This is a genomic window from Kitasatospora sp. NPDC093679, from assembly GCF_040683455.1.
Lineage (GTDB): Bacteria > Actinomycetota > Actinomycetes > Streptomycetales > Streptomycetaceae > Kitasatospora > Kitasatospora arboriphila.
Genome location: NZ_JBFBDW010000023.1, coordinates 95766 through 116509, shown reverse-complemented (window position 1 = coordinate 116509; position 20744 = coordinate 95766). Strand labels below are relative to the sequence as shown.

The following is a 20744-nucleotide window of genomic DNA, read 5'->3' as shown; positions in this document are numbered from 1 at the left end:
CACGACCGCCTTGAACGGCGTGTCCGGCCTCGCGGTCACCACTTCCTGGGTCATGACGTCGTGAACGCTCCGGTGCTGCATGGTCCTGCTCCTCCCTCGTCGGGCCTGTACTTCCACTGTCCGCCGGCCGCTCCGGTCGGTGCAGGGCCGTTCGGTCCTGCCCTCCGGGCCGACCCGCCTCGGACGGGCCGCCGACGCCTCACCCGCCTGCCGGGGCCCTGTCGTCGACCGGGACGACGCCGTGGGTACCCAACCGCTCCCGGCATTCCTCCTCGGTGATCCCGACCGGGCGGGGTCGGAGGACCACCGTCGGGCGCTCCGGAGGCTCCTCCGGGCGGCGTCCCACGAGGGCCTCGTGACCGAGACCCGGGACGCGTGCCGGGCGGAACACCGGACCCGGGTCGAACCCCGGCCCGAATTCCGGCAGGGAGCCCAGGTGGCGCGGCGGCACACCGGCGCGTGCGGCTGCCTCGTCCTGGCCGAGGCCGAGCCGACGGCACCGTGCGACGACCTGCCGTGTGGTGCCGTCCGGTGCGTCGGTCACCTCGCCCCAGACGGTCGACGTCGTGCTGTTCGTGTTCATGGCCTTCGGCCCTCGGGTGCGGAGGACGGCGATCCGGATGAGCAGCGGGGTGCTGCTTCCGATGCCGCCCGGAGTGGTTACGACGACCGCTACCGGGAGGGCTTCGCCCTCGAATGCCGGGCGCTGCGCCGGGTCCGTGACGGGATGGGGCTGACCAACCTGGTGGTCATGATCCCCTTCTGCCGTACCCCGCAGGAGGCCGACCGGGTGCTCGCGGTCATGGCGGACAACGGCCTGGAGCGGGGCCGGGGCGGGCTCCGGGTCTTCGTGATGGCCGAGATCCCGGCGAACGTCCTGCTCGCGGAGGAGTTCGCGCAGCGGTTCGACGGCTTCTCCGTCGGCAGCAACGACCTCACCCAGCTCACCCTCGGCGTCGACCGCGACTCCGACCTGCTCGCCCACCTCTTCGACGAGAGCAACCCGGCGGTCACCCGCAGCATCGAGACACTGATCGCCACCGCCCACGCGGCCGGCCGCCACGTCGGCCTGTGCGGCCAACGCCCCAGCAACGACCCCGCGTTCACCCGCTTCCTGGTCGACGCCGGGATCGATTCGATCTCGGTCACCCCGGACAGCTTCGCCGCCGTCAAGCAGCAGGTCGCGGCGGCGGAGCACGCCCGGCACCGCACGGCGTGAGGACCGCTGTGAACACCACCCCACCCCCGTCCCCGGCCCCACGCCCCGGCCTGCTCACCTTCCTCGGCGGCGTCGGCACCGTCACCGGCAGCAAGTTCCTGGTCGAGACCGACCACGCGCGGCTCATGGTCGACTGCGGGCTCTTCCAGGGCCTCGCCGAACTCCGCCGCCGCAACCGCCGTCCGCTGCCGCTCGACCCGGCCGACATCGACGCCGTCGTCCTGACCCACGCCCACCTGGACCACTGCGGTTACCTGCCCAGACTGGTCCGCGACGGGTTCCGCGGCCCCGTCCTGACCACCCCGGACACCGCCCGGCTCGCCGAACTGATCCTCCGCGACAGCGCGCACCTGCTCCGTGAGGAAGCCGACCACGCGAACGAGCACGGCTGGTCCAAGCACCGCCCCGCCGAGCCGCTGTACGACGACGAGGACGTCGAGAACGCCCTGCGGATGTTCGACCCCGTCCCGCTCGACACGGACGTCGAGATCGAGGCGGGGACGGTCCTGCGCCTCGCACGGGCCGGGCACATCCTCGGCTCCGCCTGGGCGCACCTCACCCTGGAGGACGGGCACACCCTTGCCGTCAGCGGCGACCTGGGCCGCCCGGTGCACCCCCTGCTCCGCCGGCCCGAACCGTTCACCGGTGCGGACGTGCTGCTGGTGGAGTCGACCTACGGGAACCGGCACCACGAGGAGACCGCCGCCCGCGAGTGGTTCGCGCGCGCGGTCGAGCGGACCTTCGCCCGCGGCGGCACGGTCGTCGTCCCCTCCTTCGCGGTCGACCGCACCGAGGTCGTCCTGCACGAACTCGCCGAACTGCGCCGCAGCGGACGGTTGCGGGCCGGCGCCCCGGTGTACGTGGACAGCCCGATGGCGCTGGCCGCGCTGCAGGTGTACCGCGACGCCTTCGCCCGCCGTTCGCCCGAGCTGCGGCCCGACGTGCTGGACGACACGACGGCCCTCGACCCGGAGCCGTTCGAGCCGATCCACTCGCTCCAGGAGTCGCTGGCCCTCGAACGCTCCGCCGTGCCGTCCGTGCTGGTCTCCGCCTCCGGAATGGCCACCGGCGGCCGCGTCGTGCACCACCTGCGGCGCCTGCTGCCCGACCCGCGGAACACCGTCGTCGTGGTCGGCTACGCGGCCGAGGGCACCCGCGCCCGCCGACTCGTCGACGGGGCCAGGGTGCTGAAGATGTACGGCACCTACGTGCCCGTCCGCGCCGAGGTGGTGAACGTTCCGGCCTTCTCCGCCCACGCCGACGCGGCGGAGGTCGTCGAGTGGCTGCGGGCCGCCCCGCCGCCGAGCGCCACGTACCTGGTGCACGGCGAGCCCGAAGGTGCGCAGGCCCTCCGCGACCGGATCGACCGCGAACTCGGCTGGACGGCCGTGGTGCCGCGCTCGGGCGAACGCGTCCTGGTCGGCTGAGGCGGGACGGTGCGCCTCACGCCTCGCCCGTCCCGCCCGGTGCCGCCGTCTCCCCCGCCCGGGCCGGCCCTCGCAGTCTCCGCAGGTAGGGGTCGAAGGAGGGCCTGGGTTCGACCCGGACCCGGGCGTCGACGCAGACGACCCCGTCGGGCCGGGCGATCAGCGGGTTGAGGTCCACCTCGACGACCTGCGGCAGGTCGCAGGCCAGGGCGGAGACCGCGGTGAGCACCCCGCGCAGGCCCTCCGGGTCCGCGCCGGGCGCTCCGGGCCGGCCGAGCAGCAGGGGCGCCGCCCTGAGGTCCGCGGGCATGGTCTCCAGATCGCGTTCGGTCAGCGGGGCGAACCGGGTGGTGCGGTCGCCGAGGACGTCGGTCGCGGTGCCGCCGAGGCCGAGCAGGACCAGCGGCCCGAACACCTCGTCCTGCACCGCGCCGACCAGCAGTTCGAGGCCGGGTGCGGCCATGGGCTGGAACACCACGCCGGTTGTCCGGTCGCCGAAGCGGTCCTGGAACTCCCGGTAGCACTCCCGTGCCCGGGTCTCGCCGACGATGCCGAGGCTGACGGCGCCCTCGGCGCTCTTGTGCACCTGGTCCGGCCAGTACGCCTTGGCCGCGAGGCGGCCCTCGTGGCCGAGCGGGCCCAACTGCCGGGCGGCATCGGCGGCCTCGTCCTCGGTCCGTGCCAGGACGGCGGTGGCGAGCGGCAGCCGGTAGCGGCCGAGCAGGTCGGTGGTGGTCTCCGGGTCGAGCCATCCGCCGTCGGGCCGGGCGGCCAGGTACGCGTCGACCAGGCCCCGGGCGCCGGCGGTGTCGGCGGCCGGCGGGGCGGCCGGGGCGGAGGGCGGTTCGGCCAGCCATCGCGCCCGGTCCCGGGCGTGGGCGAGGGCCCGCGCGGCGGCGGCCGGGTCCGTGTAGGAGGGCAGGAGTCCGCCGTCCGCGCAGGTCCGGTACCGGACGGGCACCTCCTGGTCCAGCAGGACGGCCGCGACCGGCAGCTGCCGGCGGCCCGGGCCGTCCAGCAGGGCGTGCAGCGGTCGGTCCGCGTCGTGCTGCACGAGCGCGGTCGGCACGAGGCAGACCAGCAGGGCGTCGACGGTCTCGGCCCGCACGAGCGCGTCGAGGCAGGCCCTGAGTACGGCCGGGTCGACGTCCGCCGTGGTGTCGACCGGGTTCGCCGTCCCCGCCCCGGCGGGCAGCAGGCCGCGCAGCTCGGCGACGGTGTCCGCGGGCAGCGGCGGCAGTTCGAGCCCGGCCTCGGCGCAGGCGTCCGCGGCGAGGATGCCGATCCCGCCGGCGTTCGAGACCACCGCCACGCGTCCGCGGCCGTCGGGCAGCGGCTGGGCGTGCAGCAGGGCGGCGGCCCCGACGAGTTCGGCGATGCTGTGCGCGGCGGTGATCCCGGCCAGGCGGAAGAGCGTCTCCCGGGTGACGGTCGGCGTCGCGGCGGCGGCCGTGTGCGAGGCGGCGCCGCGCCGGCCCGCGTCGGAGCGCCCGGCGTCGACGGTGAGGACGGGGAGGGTCCGGGTGACCCGCCGGGCCGTCCTGGCGAAGGCGCGCGGGCTGCCGAAGGACTCCAGGTGCAGCAGGGCCAGGTCCGTCCGGCCGTCGCTCTCCCACCACTGCAGCATGTCGTTGCCGCTGACGTCGCACTTGTCGCCGAGCGAGACGAAGGTGGAGACGCCGATGCCCAGCCAGGCGAGGCGCTCCAGCAGGGCGATGCCCACGCCTCCGGACTGCACGGCGACCCCGGCGGTGCCGGGCAGCGGGAACGCCCCGCCGAACTCGGCGTCCAGCCGGACCCCCGGGTCGGTCTGGACGATGCCCAGGCTGTTCGGACCCACCAGGCGCATGCTGTGCCGCCGGCAGCTGTCCACCAACTGCCGTGTCTGCGCCGCGTCCACGCCGGAGGCGAGCACCACGAGGGCCTTCGTACCGGCGCGGCCGCACTCCTCGGCCGCGCCCGGCACGGCCGCCGCCGGCACGGCCAGCACGGCGAGCTCCGGCGCCCCGGGCAGGACGGCGATCCCCGGGTACGCGGGCTCGCCCGCGATCACCCCGGTGTGCGGGTTCACGGCCCACACCGGCCCGGTGAAGCCGCCGCGGCGGAGCTTCAGCAGTACCGTGCGGCCCACCGATCCGGCGCGGCGGGACGCGCCGACGACCGCGACCGACCGCGGGCGGAGCAGGGCGGCGAGGCTGGCCAGGTCGGCCGTCCGGCCGCGTTCCTCGACGGCGCGCAGGTACCCCTCGTCGTCCTCGTCGAGCGGGACGCGCACCCGGATCTCGCCGTGGTCGAGGTGCCGGTGGACGGGCAGCCCGAGGTCGGAGAAGACCTTGTGCACGGCCCGGTTGCCGGCCAGCGTGTCGGCGACGAACTCGTGGATGCCGCGTTTGCGGGCGGCGTGGACGAGGTGCTCGACGAGCAGGGTGCCGACGCCGCGGTGGTGCCAGGCGTCGGCGACCGCCATCGCCAGCTCGGCGCTCCCACCCGGCCCGGTGGCTTCGCAGTCCGCCTCCCCCACCAGTTCGCCGTCCGCCCAGGCGCCGAGGGCCAGGACCTCGGCCCGACCGGGTCCGCACAGCCGGTCGGCGACCGTCGCCGCAGACCGACGGCTCGTGCCGAGGAACCTCATCCGGCGGCTCTCGTCGGACATCCCGTGCTCGTGCAGGTCCAGGACGGCGGCCCGGTCCGCGGCCCCGACGGGCCGGACGAGGACGGTCGTCCCGTCGGCGAGCAGTGCCTCCGCCGCGGACACCGGCGGCTCGGTGACGGACATGACGACTCCCTCCGTCCGGCCCTGCACCGCTCGTGCGGCCCCGGGCGCTGCTCCCTCCACCGTCCTCCCGTGCGGGAGGTACGGCCAGGCCGATGGCCCCGCAGCCGAGTCTTCGAAAGGCGCTCGGGTGGACGAATCAGGGGCGCGGGGAACTGCGCAGCCCGGGATCGGTGCTCCTGGGGAATCCGGCTCACCCCTGGCCCGAGACGTGGCCCGCATCCGAATCGCGCGGTTCCCCGCGCCCCTGAATCCACCGTCCGAGCGCCCTTCCTACCGCTCGCCGCCGGTGCCGGGCCGGTCCGTGCGGCCGGACCAGAGCGGTTCGACCGCCGTCCAGTCGTCCTCCCACGCGTCGGCGGCCCGGTGGTCGAGCACACCGCGACGCAGCACGAAGACGGCGGTGGACACCGTGCCCGCGGCGGCCAGTGCCATCAGGCCGTAGCTGGCCGCCGACACCGCCAACTGGCTGTCGGGCGGCACCGGTTCGGCGGCGGCGCCGGCGTCGTCCACCCAGATCGGCACCTGCGTGCCCTGCGGCGTGCCGCTCGGGACCGTGACGGTTCCCGTCCTGGTCGCTCCGGCGAGGGTCCAGGTGGCCCGCGCGGCGGCGGCGTCGAGCGGTCGGTCCCGGGTGTCGACGGCCGCCGCGAGGGTCGTGGCGGTCACCTGGTGGCGGTGCGGGGCCGTCCGTCGGGCGTCGGCCCGCATGTCGTGCAGCAGGACCTGGGCGGTCACCAGGGCGGCGGCGACCGAGAGGACGGCGAGCAGCACGGCGCCGACGAGCAGCCGGCTGCGGGCGCGGTCCGCCGTGCGGCAGAGCGGGTTGCGGTCGAGGCCGGCGGCCCGGCGCAGGTGGCGGAGGACCGGACGGCCCGCCTCGGACGGGCGGGGCGACATGGCTGCGGCGGGCATGGCACGCCTCCTCGGGTCTGCTGCCGGGACAGTGTCGTGACGGACCGTCAGCCCCCGGCCGGGCCGGCTTCGTCCGCGCGGAGCTCGGCGCCGATCTCCTGTGCCCAGCGCCGGATGTGCTCGGGGCTCCGGAAGTCGCCGCCCTTGCCGTGCCTGACCATGCTCCGCGCGACCAAGCCCGGCGTTTCGGCGGTCACACTGCCGCCGAAGGTGACGTGCCCCCGCGCGTGGAGGTGCTCCAACTCCTCGGCCACCTGGGCGACCGGCGGGATCTCGTGCTGTTCGGCAGAGCTGTCGACCGGCCCGCTGCTGAACAGCCAGACGGGCCGCCGTGCCAGTTCGTCGGCGTGGCGGTGGGCGCAGCGGAGCGCATCGCGCTGCCAGTGGTTCATGTAGAGCGCGCTGCCGAGGACGACGGCGTCGAAGTCCGCCACGGTGGTGACCTCGGCTGCGGGGACGACCTCGGTCGCGAAGCCCTCCTCGTCCAGGACCCGCCCGATCTCCTCGGCGATGCCGGCCGTGGCGCCGTGCTTGGTGCCGTACGCCACGAGGACCCGCTGCTTCGTCATGGTGTGCCTCCCGCGGAATCGGTCCCCTGAGGGGCCGGCCGGGCTTGTGCTTCCAGTGTCGTCCCGGTCCGGTCCGCGGCGACAGGGCCGCGTGTCCCGTTCCCAGGGCCGAACGGTCCCTGCCTGCGGGGAGGCCGGGGTGTGCGATGGAGGGACCGGGGCCACGGGAGTTCGCGGGTGCGGTCGCGCCGGAGCACTGGCCGGCGACCGGTCGGCTGGTCCTCCGGCTGATGGGCGGCCGGTACGGCGAGCACACGGACCGGGACGGGGTGGACGCGTGGGCGGCGGCCGTCGCGGCGGAGCTCCGGGGCGCGGCGGGCGGCTGGGGGCGGTCAGTCCGGGAGGCGTACGGCCAGGGCGGGCCTGATCCGTGCGGCGCGCCGGGCCGGGCCCGCGGCGGCGAGCAGGGAGGCGGCGAGGGTGAGGGCGGCGAGGACCGCGATCTGCGCCCATTCGACGGGGAAGCCGCCGTCGAGACCGGTGAAGGCGGAGCTCTTCTGGTACATCAGCCAGGTGGTGAGGACGCCGAGGGCCGCGCCGAGCAGGGTGCCTTCGAGGGCGACGAGTCCGCTCTCCCACAGGAAGGACCGTTCGACGGTGCGGGCCTGGCAGCCGAGGGCGCGCAGCACGCCGATGGTGCGGCGGCGTTCGCGGACGGCGCGGACCATGACGACGCCGAGCCCGGTGATGCCGATCAGCAGGCCGAGGGCGAGGAAGCCCTGCATGAGCCGGAAGAAGGCGGTGTTGGCGGCGAACAGCCGGTGCACGTCGGCGGCGATCGGGGTGGCGACCAGGCTCGCGGAGAGGTGGCTGCCCTGCAGCCGGCCCGCCAGGTCCTCCGGCGATGTGCCGGGGGCGGTGCGGATCAGGGCGGCGGCGGTCTGCGCCTGCGGCCCGAACTGCGTACGGACGGCCTGCTCGCCCATCACCAGCGGGTAGACGGTGGCGCTGCTGCCCGTGCCGGGGTAGAAGGCGAGGCCACTGGTCAGCACCCCGGCGATGGTCTTCGGCTCGGCGCGGCCGGTCACCGGGTCGGTCAGGGTGAGGGTGTCGCCGGGGGCGTAGAACTTGCCGCTGGGGCCGCCGGTGTGGCCGAAGAAGTTGTCCAGGACGACGTAGTCGGGGTGGGTGGCGAGGGCGTCCCAGACGGCCTTGTCGTCGGGCAGGCCGGGCAGGCGGTCACGGAAGGCGATGCCACTGGTCGCGCCGTCGGGCACGCCGACGACGGAGGTCTCCAACGGCGCGGGGGTGCGGTGGCCGGGGTCGGTGGCCTGTCCGCGGGCCTCCAGCAACGGGGCGACGGCCTCGATCTGCCGGGCGAGCGGGCCGGTGCGCAGGTCCGTCAGGGGGTTCGCGGTCCGGGGGTTGTAGTCGACGCGGAGGGTGTAGCCGGCGGTGGCGTCGGCGGCGGCCTGGTCGATGCTGGCGTTCATGATGCCGCTGATCTCGGTGAGCAGCACCAGGACGAGCACGATCAGGGTGTACATCACCATGGTCGAGCCGGTGCGGAACCGTTTGGCCAGCGGGTACGCGGCGGCGAGCCGGGTGGCGAGCCCCTGCTGGGTGGGGCGGTCCGTCAGGCGCCGCAGCGGCCGCAGCACGGCGTGCTGGTTCTCGCTGACCAGGACGACGGCGGAGAAGGCGGCCAGGGTGCCGAGGATGACGTAGACGGCCATCGACGGCGTGTCGAAGACGCGGGGGCGGATCACGCTCGCCGCCAGCGTCCACAGCAGGACCAGCGCGGCCGCGATGCTGGTGGCCGCCCGGCGCGGCATCACCCTGGACGCGGCGGGCACCGCGAACGCCACGGCCAACGCGGGCAGCAGGTAGGTCTGTTCGGCCTGGCTCCGGGCGAGGGCCGGGACGGCGGCCAGGGCGCAGAGCAGGCTCAGGGCCGTGGAGACGGCGACCCGGCGGCGGCGCGGCCGGCGGCCGGACTCGACCGGCAGGTCGCGTACGGCGGCGATGACGTTGAAGCGGCTGATCCGCGCGCTGGTGGCGGCGATCGCGGCCAGGGCGATCACCAGGCCGAGCGCGGCGCCGTTGACGAGGCTGGTGGGGGTGACGGCGAAGGCGATGTCGAGGCCGCTGCCGTCGACCGACCAGCTGCGGAAGATCTGGGCGGCGGCCACGGCGACGCCCCAGCCGACCGCGATGCCGACGGCCACGCCGGGCAGTGCGGCGGCCAGTGCGTAGAGGGCCCCTTCGATGCTGAACGAGCCGACCAGGTGGGCCCGTTTGAGTCCGACCGCGCGGAGCATGCCCAGCTGGGTCTTCCGTTCCTCGGCGAGCATCACGAAGATGTTCACCAGCAGCAGGGCGCCCGCGATGATGCTGAAGCTGCCGATCATCAGGAAGAGCGCGCCCAGCGCGTCGCCCGTCGCGGCGGCCTGGTCGAGAACGGTGTGCTTGGGGGTGTCGACGGCGGCCCGGCCGGCGTCCGGACCGAGCGCACTGCGGATCTCGGCGGTGACGGGGCCGGTGAGCCTCTCGCCCGTCTCGACGCCGCCGCGGTTGGACACCAGGGTCACCGCGTGCGTGGCGCCCGCTCCGGCGGCGTCCAGCGTGCCGGGCGGCAGGAAGGCGTTGCGGTTGACCCGTCCGCCGAGTCCCGCACCCGCGAGGCCCTGCTGCGGGACGACCCGGGCCACCGTGAACTCGGCGGCGTGTCCGTTCAGGTACAGCGTGACGGGACGGCCTGCGCCGGTCTTCAGCGACCGGGCGAGGGGTTCGTTGAGCACGACCTGGCCCGGAGGCGGTGTCGGTCCGGCGAGTCCGGAGGGGCCGCCGTCGGCGCCGAAGCGGGCGGCCGCGTCGAAGTCGATCTGCCAGGCCAGCACCCGGGGTTCGGCCACGGGCTGTGCGGCGTGGGTGTTGACCGCCGCGGCCTGCGCGACCTCGGCGGTGAGCAGGCCGTCGACATCGGGATCGGCCGCCAGCGGCCGGAGCCGGTCGGCGATCGCGCGGCCCGCGGCCGGGTCGGTGCTGACGATCCGTTCGTCGACCGGCCCGAGGGTGCGGTAGGCCTCCTGGCGGACGGAGAAGTTCAGGGTGTCGCCGACGACGAGCGCGCCGACGATGATCGCGGTGCCGAGGACGGATCCGGTGACGACCAGGGCCGCCTCCGTCCGGCGCCGGGCGACCTGGCGCAGCGCCAGGCGGCGCACCACGGGCTTGCGGACGGCGACGAGCAGCAGCGTCAGCAGGGCGGCCCCGAGGACGCCGAGGAGCGGGAGGAGGAGGTTCGGGTACATGGTCAGCCCGCCGCCTGCAGCTCGGGTTGGCAGGTGTCGGAGACGAGCCGTCCGTCGCGCATCCGGATGACGCGGGGCAGCCGGGCGCCGATGGCCTCGTCGTGGGTGACCAGCACGATGGTCTGGCCCTCGTCACGGTTGAGGGTGTGCAGCAGGTCCATCACCTGGGCGGCCATGGTGCTGTCCAGGTTGCCGGTGGGTTCGTCCGCCCAGACCACGGCGGGCCGGGCGACGAGGGCGCGGGCGATGGTCACGCGCTGCTGCTCGCCGCCGGAGAGTTCGCCGGGCCGGTGCGCGGTGCGGTGGCCGAGGCCGACGCGGTCCAGCATGGCTTCGGCCCGGGCACGGGCCTCGCGCGGCGCGGTGCCGGTGAGCAGCAGCGGGAGTTCGACGTTCTCGGCGGCGGAGAAGACCGGGATCAGGTTGAAGGCCTGGAAGACGAAGCCCATCGCGCGGGCGCGGTGCTCGGTGCGTTCGGCGTCCGACATGGCGAACAGGTCGCGGCCCTCGACCTCGACCCGTCCCGCGTCGATGTCGTCCAGCCCGGACAGGCAGTTGAGCAGGGTGGTCTTGCCCGATCCCGACGGGCCCATCACGCCGACGAGTTCACCGGGCAGGACGGTGAGGTCGAGGTCCCGCAGCGCGGTCACCTCGACGGTGCCGGTCCGGTAGACCTTGCGGACGCCGGTGGCGGCCAGCAGCGGCCGCGGTGCGTCGCTCGTCGGGGTGGACATGGCCGTCTCCTCGGTGCGGGCGGTCCCCGACTCCCAGCCTCCTCCGGCGGGCCGGCCCGCCCCAAGTGCCGACCGGCCCGATGCCCGCGGCGGACGGGCCCGCCGGTCGGCGAGGCCGTTCGGCCCAGGCGGGGTGCCCGCCCGGCCCTGGCGCCGCCGGCGGATCCCCTGCTGGTCTGGAGCCGGGGCCCGGCGCACCCGGGAACGCTTCGAGGACGGAGGCCCGCCATGAAGGCCGACATCGGCGACCGGGTCATCGTGAACGCCACCCGCCCCGGCGCCGCGCGCCGCGACGGGGAGATCGTGGCCCTGCACCACCCGGACGGCAGCCCGCCCTGGGACGTGCGCTGGTCGGAGACGGGCCGGGTGTCCATGTTCTTCCCCGGCCCGGACACCCGGCTGCACCACTTCGAGCACCCGGGGCGGGACCTGCGGCCGGCCGGTGTGCTCCACACCTTCGCCGACTGAGGCCTTGGCCGCGTCGGGCGCGTCCGGCCGGCAGGCGGCGTTTGCGGCGAGTGCGGCGGTGCGCGGGTGGTCGTGCCCGTCGGTCCGGCGGCCGGCTCGCGCGGGCCGCCGTTCCACCGGCGTCAGGAGGGCGGTGGCGTGAGCCGCAGCGTGCCGCGTGGCCCGGGCGGGTCGGCTCCGCGTCGGAGCAGTGCGGCCACGACGCGGTCGGCCCAGCCGGGGTCGGCGGTGCGACCGGCGAGGTAGTCGGCGTAGAAGGCGCCCAGCAGTGCGGAGGCGAGCGACTCGGCGTCCAGGTGGTCGGCGGCGGTGCCCGCGGCACGGGGCTGGTCGAGGACCCGTACGAGGCCGGCGCGGCGCGGAAGCACCGCGTGTTCACGCAGCAGTTCCAGCAGTTCGGGAGTGTGCTCCTCCTCGGCGAGGCCGGTGCCGATCAGGGCCATGCCGCCGGTGCGGGTGAGGACGGCTGCGAGGTCGGCGCGCACGTCGCCCGTGGTGTGCGGCGCGGCGAGGGCGCAGCGTGGCGAGGGCGGCCGCGGTCCCGCCGGCCGTGCCTCCTTCGGCGGGCCGGTGGGGTCCGGTCAGGAGGTGGGCGTCCGCTCGACGTCGGCCACCTGGACGTCCTCCCGCTCGGATGCCCCGAACGGCTCGACGGTCACGCCGCCGCCGGTGCCGGTGACTTCCAGGGCCAGGTTGTCGCCCATGAAGATCAGGTCGATCCGGACCTGCGGCGCGCCCGCCCGGTCGGGCATCCGGTGGAGCCGCGAGGCGGGGTGGTCCAGGCCGGTCGGCCGGTCGCGCATCGCCTCGAAGCCGGTCGCTCCGGTGCGGGCGAACGCCTCGCGGATGCGCTCGGCGTGCTCGCCGGCGGCGCACTCGTCGACGCCGGTCAGCGGCACCTCCCCGAGCGGCCCGGCACCGGCGGGGGCGGAGGCCGAACCCGACGGCTCGGGGGCGTCCGAGGGAAGCGGGACCGGTATGTCGCCGTCCGCGTCGGGGGTGCCCGGCGGCGTCTGCCCCGGACCGTACCGCGGTGGGACCTCCTCCTCCGCGGCCGCCGGCTCCCCGGGTCCGGGCACCACGCCGCCGCCCTTGTCGCTCAGGGCGTTCGGGGCGCACTTCTGCATGATGCGGGTGACCAGCGCGAGGAAGCGCATCTCCGGGTCACCGGAGGTCGCGAGGGCGTCGGCCGGGTCGGCGCCGAGCCGGCACTGCCCGAGCGGGTGTGACCTGCGGCGGCGGTGGGCCGGGGGGCGCAGCCGGCCAGGACCAGGCAGCCGAACGCGGCGGCCAGGACGGGCGCGGGGAGAGAGATCTTCCGCATGCCCGCAACCCTGGCGGCCGGCGATCTCCGCACCCATGAGTGCGCGTACTCACCCGCAGCTCGGCTGACACTCGGCCACCCGTGCTCGGTACTCGGGCCGTTCGATCCCGGGCCCCCACCGCCGTGACCGCGTTTTCCGCCGCATTCCCCCCACCCACCCGTCCGTCGCCGCACCGGCTGCCGCATGCGAACCGCGCGCGACGCCTTTACGTGCACCTCGACCACCGATACCTTGCAGCAAAATCCTGCAAGTAATTGCAGGAAGTCGGTGCGGCCGCCCGGCATCCGCGGCCGCTCCCCCACCCCGACTCAGGAGTTGCCATGCCCTTGCCCCGCCCTGTCCGCAGCCGGAGATCGACCCGCCTCAGGCCGCTCGCCTTCGCCACCGCGACCGCGCTGGCCACAGCCCTGGCCGGCCCCGGGGGCTCGTCCGTTCCGGCGGCCGCCGCCACCAGCCAGGCCCTCGGCGCCCGTTACGACGGCACCGGGACGAGCATCGACTTCCGGATCTACTCCTCCCGGGCCACTCGAATCGAGCTCTACCTGTACGCGGCGGCATCCGGCAGCCAGGAGGCCGCCAGGATCACGCTGACGAAGGACGCCGCGACGAACGTGTGGTCGACGAACGTGCCGGTGGCGACCGTCCAGGGCCAGTACGGCATCACCGGGCCGGTCTACTACGGCTACCGTGCCTGGGGGCCGAACTGGCCGTACGACCCGTCCTGGACGAAGGGCTCCTCGGCCGGCTTCGTCTCCGACGTGGACGCGGCCGGCAACCGCTTCGACCCGAACAAGCTGCTCACCGACCCGTACGCGCTGGAGCTCACCCACGACCCGCTCACCCCGGGCGGCCCGTCGAAGACCGTCTACGGCACCGGCCCCCAGTACCGGGCCGTCGACGACGGCGCGCAGGCCCCCAAGGGCATCGTGCTGACCGCCGACACCACGGCCACCGGCAGCAAGCCGACCCGGGCGCTGAAGGACGACGTCGTCTACGAGGTCCACGTCCGCGGCCTCACCATGAACGACCCGGGCGTCCCCACGGCCTACCGGGGCACCTACAAGGGAGCGGCACTCAAGGCGTCCGCGCTCGCCGCACTCGGCGTGACGGCGGTGGAGTTCCTGCCCGTCCAGGAGACCCAGAACGACGCCAACGACGCCGACCCCACCGGCACCGCGGGCGACAACTACTGGGGCTACGAGACGCTCAACTTCTTCTCTCCCGAACGCCGTTACTCCTCCGACAAGAGCCCCGGCGGGCCCACCCGCGAGTTCAAGGAGATGGTCAAGGCCTACCACGACGCGGGAATCAAGGTCTTCACCGACGTCGTGTACAACCACGCCGCCGAGGGCGGCCCGTGGAACGCAGGCGACAAGAACACCTACAGCCTGTTGAACATGCGCGGCCTGGACAACCCCGCCTACTACTCGCTCACCAGCGACATGCAGGCCTCCTGGGACAACACCGGCGTCAACGGCAACCTCAACACCTACAACCCCGCCACCCGCACCCTCGTCACCGACTCCCTCGCCCACTGGAAGGACGACCTGGGCGTCGACGGCTTCCGCTTCGACCTCGCCCCCGTCCTCGGCAACACCTGCCAGCACGGCTGCTTCCAGTACAGCCGCACCGACCCGGACACCGCCCTCAACCGGATCACCGACGCGATGCCCGCCCGCCCCGCGGCCGGCGGCACCGGGACGGACTGGATCGCCGAGCCGTGGGCACTCGGCGCCGGCACCTACCAGGTCGGCAACTTCCCCAACGGCTGGTCGGAATGGAACGACAAGTTCCGCGACACCGTGCGCCGCGACCAGAACGCCATGGGCAGCCAGAACGTCACCCCGAGCGACCTGGCCACCCGCTTCGCCGGCTCCTCCGACCTCTACCAGGCGGCCGGCCGCAAGCCCTCGGCCTCCGTCAACTTCGTGGTCGCCCACGACGGGTTCACCCTCAAGGACCTGTACTCCTGCAACGGCAAGAACAACAACCAGCCCTGGCCGTACGGCCCCTCCGACGGCGGCTCGGACTCCAACATCTCCTGGGACCAGGGCGGCGTCGCCGCCGACCAGCGCAAGGCCGCCCGCAACGGCCTCGCCCTGCTGATGCTCTCCGCCGGCACCCCCATGATGACCGGCGGCGACGAGTACCTCCGCTCGGTCAACTGCAACAACAACCCCTACGACCTCGACTCCTCCGCCAACTGGCTCACCACCTCCTGGACGTCGGACCAGAGCACCTTCCGCACCTACGCCCAGCGCATGATCGCCTTCCGCAGGGCCCACCCCGCGCTGCGCCCGGCGGACTTCTACTCCGCCACCGACGGCAACGGCAACGGCATGGGCCAACTCGACTGGTTCACACCCACCGGCACCGCCCCCGACGGCACCTACTGGGGCAGCCCCGGCAACCACGCCCTGGCCTGGCGCTACGACGGCACCGAACTCGGTGACCCCAACGGCGCGGTCTACGCCGGCTACAACGGCTGGTCCGGCGACGTGGACTTCACCCTGCCCTCCCCGGGGGCGGGCAGGAACTGGTACCGCGTCACCGACACCTCGACCTGGGCCGAAGGCACCGACCAGGTCGCCCAGCCCGGCGCCGAGGCCTTCATCGGCGGCGCCGGCACCGTCTACCGCCTCCACGGGCGCGCCGTCCTGCTCCTCGTCGCCAGGTAGCCGGTGACGTCCCACCGCCTGCTTCGGGAAGCCGGGCGGCCGGTGGGGCACCGGCCGGGGCCCTCCGCGCGCGCCGCCTGGCGCAAAGGGCCCACCGGACGGACGACCGGGGCCGGCGGGCGCCGGGTCAGCGGGCCGGGGACACGGCGCTGTCGTCGGTGCGGTGGTCGAGGCGGACGGTGACGTCGACGACGCCGTCCACGCTCCGGCAGAGCCGCTCCAGCACGGACACCAGGCTGCGGCGCTCGACCGTGCCGCTCAGGGTGACCCGCCCCTCGTCCACCCGGACGTCGATGCAGTCCGGGGAGAGTCCCAGGATGCGGTCGAGGACGTCCCGGCGGATCTCCTCGCGGATCGCCCCGTCGCGGCGCAGGAAGACCCGCAGCAGGTCGCTCCGGCTGACGATGCCGATCAGCCGGCCCGCCTCGTCGACGACGGGGAGCCGCTTGAGGTGCTCGCGCTGCATCAGGCGGGCGGCCTCGACCACCGTCCACTCGGGCCGGGCGCAGACGGCCGGACCGGTCATCAGGCCCTCGGCGGTGGCGGCCCGGCTGCGGGCGTACTCGCGCGGCGCCAGAACCGGGGTGAGCAGCAGGCCGGCCGGGTCCTCCCGGGCCGCCTCGTTGAGCAGCAGGTCGGCCTCGGAGACGATTCCGAGCGGCCGGTCCTCGCGGTCCAGAACGGGTACGGACGTGATGTCGTGCTCGGCGAGGAGCCGGGCGATCTCCTTGAAGCCCGTCCCGGGCCGCACGTGGACGACGGCACGGGTCATCAACTCGCCCACGATTCGGTGTCTCATGGTCGGCTTCCTCCTTTCGGTGGGCCGTCGGGGTCACCCGACGGGCTGTCGGTCCTCGCGGTGGCGGACCACGACGACCGGGCAGGGCGCGTGCTGGACGCAGTGCTGGCCGACGGATCCCAGCAGCGCGCCGGTGAAGCCGCCGTGTCCGCGGCTTCCGACCACCAGGAGGTCGGCGCCTCGCGCGGCGTCCAGCAGGGCCGGCACCGCGCCCCCCTCCACGACCCGGGCGCCGATCCAGACCGGGCGGTCCGGGTCGCTCACCTCGGCGATGACTTCGTCGAGGATCTTGCGTGCGATGCCGGCTCCGAACCCGTCGGTGCCGACCGGTCCGGTCCAGCCCGGGGTCACGGGGTACTCCCAGGCGATCACCGCCTCGACGACGGCGCCGGTCTCGTGGGCCTGGCCGACGGCCCAGCGCAGCGCGTCGACCGAGGACGGCGATCCGTCCACTCCGGCCACGATCCTGCGCCGCGTCACGTCCTGCTCGGTCACGGTGTTCCTCCCTCTTCGCGATTGTCTCCACCCTCCTCCGTCCGGGGCCGGCGGCGAAGGGCCGGAGGGGCACCCGCGGGTGGGACCTTCAGCCCCGGGGGAACGGCGTCCGTGCGTGCCCCACCGGAAGCTCCGATCGCTTCGGTTCGCCGCCTCGTCCCGACATGCCGTCAGGGCGTCGTCGCCAACGGGCGCGGCAACGACCGCCCGGGCGCCGCCCTGCGCGGGCTGCGGCTCGGGCAGCGTGCCCGGAGGCGGCCGCCGGGTCCGTCGAGGCGCCGGAGGACCGGTCCTCGTCCGACCCCGGCGAACGCGGACGCGGCCCGGACCGCTGGGGGGTCCGGGCCACGGGAAGCCGGCGTGCGGGCGTGCTCACTCGTGCGGCACGACGGCGACCGGGCCGTGGGCGTGGTGCAGCACCGTGTGCGCGGTACCGCCGAGCCGCGGGGCCGCGGGGAGCAGCCGCGGTGTCCGGCGGCCGAGCACCACCAGGGCGGCCGAGCGTGACGCCTCCACCAGGGCACGTCCGGCCGGCCACCCGGTCACCTCGGCCTCGGCCCTCACCTCGGGGTACTTCTCCCGCCAGCGCGCGAGCGCGTCCTGGAGCCGCACCGTCTCGGACGCGGCCATCGACTCCCTGATCTCCGGCCGGGCCATCGGAGCGTCCGTCACGTAGGGCCCGGCGGGCAGGGTCAGGCTCTCCAGCGCCCGAAGACCGGTGCCGCGCTCGGCCGCCTGCTCGAAGGCGAAGGCCAGTACCTCGTCGCAGGGCCTGCTGCCCTCCACGCCGACCACCACGTCGCCGCCCGCACCGCCGCCGTCCGCACCCGCCCGGACCAGGACCACCGGGCAGGCGGCGTGCGCCGCCGCCTGCAGCGCCACCGACCCGACGAGCAGCCCCGCGAACCCGCCCAGGCCGCGTGAACCGAGCACCAGCTGCCCCTCGCGCTCCCCTGCGGCAACGAGCGCGTGCGCCGGGCTCCCGGGCACGTGCTCGCAGTGGATCTCCAGCTCGGGCAGTGCGTCCACGAGACGGTCGCGGAGCGCGCGGACCTCCTCCGGCAGCGCCTCCGCCGGGTTCACGGGCTGCTCCGACAGCGGGGCCTGCGGTCCCCCGGCGTGGACCATCCGCAGCGCCCGGCCGCCGCGTCGGGCCTGCCGGGCCGCCCACTCGGCCGCCGCCGTGCTCTCCGCGGAACCGTCGACCCCCACCACCACGGACTGAACCATGATCACAGCCTCCTTCGTTCGGTGTCGCGCGGCATCGGCGCGCGCGACTTCGTCACTTCGTCTCTGCAGGACAGGTTCTCGGCGGACGCCCGGCGGCCACAGGGGCCGGGCAGCCCTGGACCGGGCCCGAAGGTCCCGGTCCAGGGGCGGCGCCGAGGGTGTTGATGTCGCGGGTCAGCTGCGGCTCCAGCTCCAGTCGGCGACCTCGGGCAGGTCGGTGCCGTGTTCGCGGATCCAGTCGTGGTGGCGGGTTCGCCGGTCGGCCATCTCCTGTCGCACGGCGGCGGCGCGGACGGCGAGGCCGGGGACGCGGTCGATCACGTCCATGACCAGCCGGTAGCGGTCGAGGTCGTTGCGGACGACCATGTCGAAGGGCGTGGTGGTGGTGCCGGACTCCTTGTATCCGCGCACGTGGAGCTGGGCGTGAACGGCCCGGCGGTAGGCGAGGCGGTGGATCAGCCACGGGTAGCCGTGGTACGCGAAGACCACCGGCCGGTCGCGGGTGAAAAGGGCGTCGAACTCGGAGTCCGGCATGCCGTGCGGGTGCTCCTCGGCGGGCATCAGCCGGGCCAGGTCGACCACGTTGACCACCCGTACGGCCAGGTCGGGCAGGTGACGGCGCAGCAGGTCGGCCGCGGCCAGGACCTCCTGGGTGGGGACGTCGCCGGCACAGGCCAGGACCACGTCGGGTTCGCGGCCGCCGTCGTCGGTGCCCGCCCACTCCCAGATTCCGGCGCCCCGGGCGCAGTGGGTGCGGGCCTCGTCCAGCGTGAGCCAGTCGAAGCAGGGCTGCTTTCCGGCGACGACGACGTTGACGTAGTCGCGGCTGCGCAGCACGTGGTCGGCGGTGGCGAGCAGGGTGTTGGCGTCCGGCGGGAAGTAGACCCGGACGGCCTCGGGGCTCTTGTTGAGGACGTGGTCGACGAAGCCCGGGTCCTGGTGCGAGAAGCCGTTGTGGTCCTGGCGCCAGACGTGCGAGGTGAGCAGGTAGTTGAGCGAGGCGATCGGCGCCCGCCAGGGCAGGGCGCGAGTGGTGCGCAGCCACTTGATGTGCTGGTTCACCATCGAGTCGACGATGTGGACGAACGCCTCGTAGCAGGAGAACAGGCCGTGGCGTCCGGTGAGCAGGTAGCCCTCCAGCCAGCCCTGGCAGGTGTGTTCGGAGAGGATCTCCATGACCCGGCCGTCCCGGGCGAGGTGTTCGTCGACGGGCAGCGTGTCGGCCTGCCAGGCCTTGCCGGTGGCGGCGTAGACGGCCTGGAGCCGGTTGGAGGCGGTCTCGTCCGGGCCGACCAGGCGGAAGTCCCGGCGGTCGGCGGTGGCGGCCATCAGGTCGGCGAGCAGACCGCCCAGGACCCGGGTCGGTTCGTGCCGGGTGGTGCCCGGCTTGTCCACCGGAACCGCGTAACGGTCCAGGTCCGGCAGCGGCAGGTCGCGCAGCAGCAGGCCGCCGTTGGCGTGCGGGTTGGCCCCGAGCCGGCGGGTGCCGTCGGGTATGCACGCCAGCACGTCGGCGGCGGGCCCGCCGTGCTCGTCGAAGAGTTCCCGGGGTCGGTAGGAGCGCAGCCAGGCCTCCAGCTGGGCGAGGTGCCCGGGGTGGTCCCGTACGTGGTCGAGCGGCACCTGGTGGGCCCGCCAGGTGCCCTCCACCGGCAGGCCGTCGACCTCGGCCGGGCCGGTCCATCCCTTGGGGGTGCGCAGCACGATCAGCGGCCAGTGCGGGCGCCGGGTGGACCCGTCGGTGCGGGCCTCGTACTGGATCGCGGCGATCCGGTCGAGGGCGGTGTCCATGGCCTCGGCCATCGCCCGGTGGACGGCCGCCGGGTCGGCGCCGGTGACGTACAGCGGGAGGTGGCCGTATCCGCGCAGCAGGGCGTCGAGTTCGCCCTCGGGCAGCCGGGACAGCACCGTGGGGTTGGCGATCTTGTATCCGTTCAGGTGCAGGATCGGCAGCACCGCGCCGTCGTGCACCGGGTCGAGGAACTTGTTGCCGTGCCAGGAGGCGGCCAGCGGGCCGGTCTCGGCCTCTCCGTCGCCGATCACGCAGGCGACCAGCAGACCGGGGTTGTCGAAGGCCGCGCCGTAGGCGTGCGAGAGCGCGTAGCCGAGCTCGCCGCCCTCGTGGATCGAGCCCGGGGTCTCCGGCGCGACGTGGCTCGGCACTCCACCGGGGAAGGAGAACCGGCGGAACAGCCGGGCCATCCCGGCCTCGTCCCGGCTCACGTCCGGGTAGGTCTCCGCATAGCTGCCGTCCAGCCACGAGTTCGCCAGCACGGCCGGGCCGCCGTGTCCGGGGCCCCAGACGCAGATCGCGTCGAGGTCACGGTTCCTGACGACCCGGTTGAGGTGGGTGTGCACGAGGTTCAGTCCCGGCGAGGTGCCCCAGTGCCCCAGCAGCCGCGGTTTGATGTGCTCGGGGCGCAGCGGCTCGCGCAGCAGCGGATTGGCCGTCAGGTAGATCTGTCCCACCGCGAGGTAGTTGGCGGCCCGCCAGTGGGCGTCGAGCGACCGCAGCTCCTCCTCGGACAGGGTGCCGGGCTGCGTGCTTGGGGTAGCGGGCATGTCGGCTGCCTCCTCGGCATCGGTCCGGACGGCCGCCGCGCGGCGGCCCGGCGCCCATCGTCACCTGCTGCGACCGCCCGGGCACAGGGCCGATCGGGCCCCGGAACCGGGTCCGGGCCGGGACCAGCGGCCCCGGCGAGCACGGCTGCGGGGCCCTGCGCGGCACGATCCGGGTTCCGGACGCCGGGGGTGCCTGCCGACCGCCGCGGGCCGGGCCGACGACGGCCGGGGCGAGGCGCGAGCGGCAGTGGAAGCGTCGCGACGGCCCGTCAGGTCGGCGGCGGGATCCGCGTGCC

Annotated in this window: 15 protein-coding genes; 4 read left to right on the top strand and 11 right to left on the bottom strand. The window is 74.8% G+C overall.

What is annotated here, in order from left to right:
- Nucleotides 1-79: 79 nt before the first annotated feature.
- Nucleotides 80-1219, top strand: a complete 1140-nt coding sequence (locus AB0O09_RS20545; RefSeq protein WP_363543215.1) for a putative PEP-binding protein — start codon at nucleotides 80-82, stop codon at nucleotides 1217-1219.
- 8 nt (nucleotides 1220-1227) lie between these two features.
- A complete protein-coding gene (locus AB0O09_RS20540) occupies nucleotides 1228-2646 on the top strand; it encodes an MBL fold metallo-hydrolase (protein WP_363543212.1) in 1419 nt (472 codons plus the stop codon).
- 16 nt (nucleotides 2647-2662) lie between these two features.
- Here AB0O09_RS20540 and AB0O09_RS20535 read toward each other — a convergent pair whose 3' ends face one another.
- The 5 genes from AB0O09_RS20535 to AB0O09_RS20515 form a co-directional block, all read right to left on the bottom strand.
- Nucleotides 2663-5422 (bottom strand): GNAT family N-acetyltransferase, encoded by a 2760-nt coding sequence (locus tag AB0O09_RS20535; RefSeq protein ID WP_363543210.1) that lies wholly within the window; start codon nucleotides 5420-5422, stop codon nucleotides 2663-2665.
- A 270-nt stretch (nucleotides 5423-5692) separates the two neighbouring features.
- Entirely contained in the window at nucleotides 5693-6334 is a 642-nt protein-coding gene (locus AB0O09_RS20530) for a hypothetical protein (protein ID WP_363543207.1), read from the bottom strand.
- 47 nt (nucleotides 6335-6381) lie between these two features.
- Complete coding sequence (locus tag AB0O09_RS20525) at nucleotides 6382-6903, bottom strand: flavodoxin domain-containing protein (protein ID WP_363543204.1); 522 nt, start codon at nucleotides 6901-6903, stop codon at nucleotides 6382-6384.
- 332 nt (nucleotides 6904-7235) lie between these two features.
- The gene (locus AB0O09_RS20520) at nucleotides 7236-10157 is read right to left on the bottom strand and encodes an FtsX-like permease family protein (RefSeq protein WP_363543203.1); all 2922 of its coding nucleotides are present in this window, start codon (nucleotides 10155-10157) and stop codon (nucleotides 7236-7238) included.
- Between the two features lie 2 nt (nucleotides 10158-10159).
- Nucleotides 10160-10891: an ABC transporter ATP-binding protein gene (locus AB0O09_RS20515; RefSeq protein ID WP_363543201.1), complete on the bottom strand. Its 732-nt coding sequence runs from the start codon at nucleotides 10889-10891 to the stop codon at nucleotides 10160-10162.
- A gap of 228 nt (nucleotides 10892-11119) precedes the next feature.
- On the opposite strand from AB0O09_RS20515, the gene AB0O09_RS20510 reads away from it, so the two are divergent.
- Nucleotides 11120-11359 (top strand): DUF1918 domain-containing protein, encoded by a 240-nt coding sequence (locus tag AB0O09_RS20510; protein ID WP_363543199.1) that lies wholly within the window; start codon nucleotides 11120-11122, stop codon nucleotides 11357-11359.
- Between the two features lie 122 nt (nucleotides 11360-11481).
- On the opposite strand, the gene AB0O09_RS20505 is transcribed toward AB0O09_RS20510, so the two are convergent.
- Together AB0O09_RS20505 and AB0O09_RS20500 are read right to left on the bottom strand one after the other, a co-directional pair.
- Nucleotides 11482-11844 (bottom strand): TetR-like C-terminal domain-containing protein, encoded by a 363-nt coding sequence (locus AB0O09_RS20505; RefSeq protein WP_363543197.1) that lies wholly within the window; start codon nucleotides 11842-11844, stop codon nucleotides 11482-11484.
- Nucleotides 11845-11940: 96 nt separating this feature from the next.
- Entirely contained in the window at nucleotides 11941-12516 is a 576-nt protein-coding gene (locus tag AB0O09_RS20500) for a hypothetical protein (protein ID WP_363543196.1), read from the bottom strand.
- Nucleotides 12517-13004: 488 nt separating this feature from the next.
- On the opposite strand from AB0O09_RS20500, the gene AB0O09_RS20495 reads away from it, so the two are divergent.
- The gene (locus tag AB0O09_RS20495; protein WP_363543194.1) at nucleotides 13005-15362 is read left to right on the top strand and encodes an isoamylase; all 2358 of its coding nucleotides are present in this window, start codon (nucleotides 13005-13007) and stop codon (nucleotides 15360-15362) included.
- 127 nt (nucleotides 15363-15489) lie between these two features.
- On the opposite strand, the gene AB0O09_RS20490 is transcribed toward AB0O09_RS20495, so the two are convergent.
- From AB0O09_RS20490 to AB0O09_RS20475, 4 genes are all read right to left on the bottom strand, one after another.
- On the bottom strand, nucleotides 15490-16161 hold the full coding sequence (locus AB0O09_RS20490) for a CBS domain-containing protein (protein WP_363543192.1): 672 nt from the start codon (nucleotides 16159-16161) through the stop codon (nucleotides 15490-15492).
- A 33-nt stretch (nucleotides 16162-16194) separates the two neighbouring features.
- Nucleotides 16195-16656, bottom strand: coding sequence for a universal stress protein (locus AB0O09_RS20485; protein ID WP_363543190.1), 462 nt, complete (start codon nucleotides 16654-16656; stop codon nucleotides 16195-16197).
- Nucleotides 16657-17028: 372 nt separating this feature from the next.
- Nucleotides 17029-17886 (bottom strand): universal stress protein, encoded by an 858-nt coding sequence (locus tag AB0O09_RS20480; RefSeq protein ID WP_363543188.1) that lies wholly within the window; start codon nucleotides 17884-17886, stop codon nucleotides 17029-17031.
- Nucleotides 17887-18060: 174 nt separating this feature from the next.
- Complete coding sequence (locus tag AB0O09_RS20475; protein WP_363543186.1) at nucleotides 18061-20448, bottom strand: phosphoketolase family protein; 2388 nt, start codon at nucleotides 20446-20448, stop codon at nucleotides 18061-18063.
- Nucleotides 20449-20744: the final 296 nt, after the last annotated feature.

Excerpts from the sequence above, each read along its gene's own strand:
- AB0O09_RS20495 (WP_363543194.1), top strand. The coding sequence starts at position 13,005 with ATGCCCTTGCCCCGCCCTGTCCGCAGCCGGAGATCGACCCGCCTCAGG.
- AB0O09_RS20535 (WP_363543210.1), bottom strand. The coding sequence starts at position 5,422 with ATGTCCGTCACCGAGCCGCCGGTGTCCGCGGCGGAGGCACTGCTCGCC.
- AB0O09_RS20545 (WP_363543215.1), top strand. The coding sequence starts at position 80 with ATGGTCCTGCTCCTCCCTCGTCGGGCCTGTACTTCCACTGTCCGCCGG.
- AB0O09_RS20510 (WP_363543199.1), top strand. The coding sequence starts at position 11,120 with ATGAAGGCCGACATCGGCGACCGGGTCATCGTGAACGCCACCCGCCCC.
- AB0O09_RS20500 (WP_363543196.1), bottom strand. The coding sequence starts at position 12,516 with ATGCGCTTCCTCGCGCTGGTCACCCGCATCATGCAGAAGTGCGCCCCG.
- AB0O09_RS20520 (WP_363543203.1), bottom strand. The coding sequence starts at position 10,157 with ATGTACCCGAACCTCCTCCTCCCGCTCCTCGGCGTCCTCGGGGCCGCC.
- AB0O09_RS20530 (WP_363543207.1), bottom strand. The coding sequence starts at position 6,334 with ATGCCCGCCGCAGCCATGTCGCCCCGCCCGTCCGAGGCGGGCCGTCCG.
- AB0O09_RS20515 (WP_363543201.1), bottom strand. The coding sequence starts at position 10,891 with ATGTCCACCCCGACGAGCGACGCACCGCGGCCGCTGCTGGCCGCCACC.
- AB0O09_RS20525 (WP_363543204.1), bottom strand. The coding sequence starts at position 6,903 with ATGACGAAGCAGCGGGTCCTCGTGGCGTACGGCACCAAGCACGGCGCC.
- AB0O09_RS20490 (WP_363543192.1), bottom strand. The coding sequence starts at position 16,161 with ATGAGACACCGAATCGTGGGCGAGTTGATGACCCGTGCCGTCGTCCAC.
- AB0O09_RS20475 (WP_363543186.1), bottom strand. The coding sequence starts at position 20,448 with ATGCCCGCTACCCCAAGCACGCAGCCCGGCACCCTGTCCGAGGAGGAG.
- AB0O09_RS20480 (WP_363543188.1), bottom strand. The coding sequence starts at position 17,886 with ATGGTTCAGTCCGTGGTGGTGGGGGTCGACGGTTCCGCGGAGAGCACG.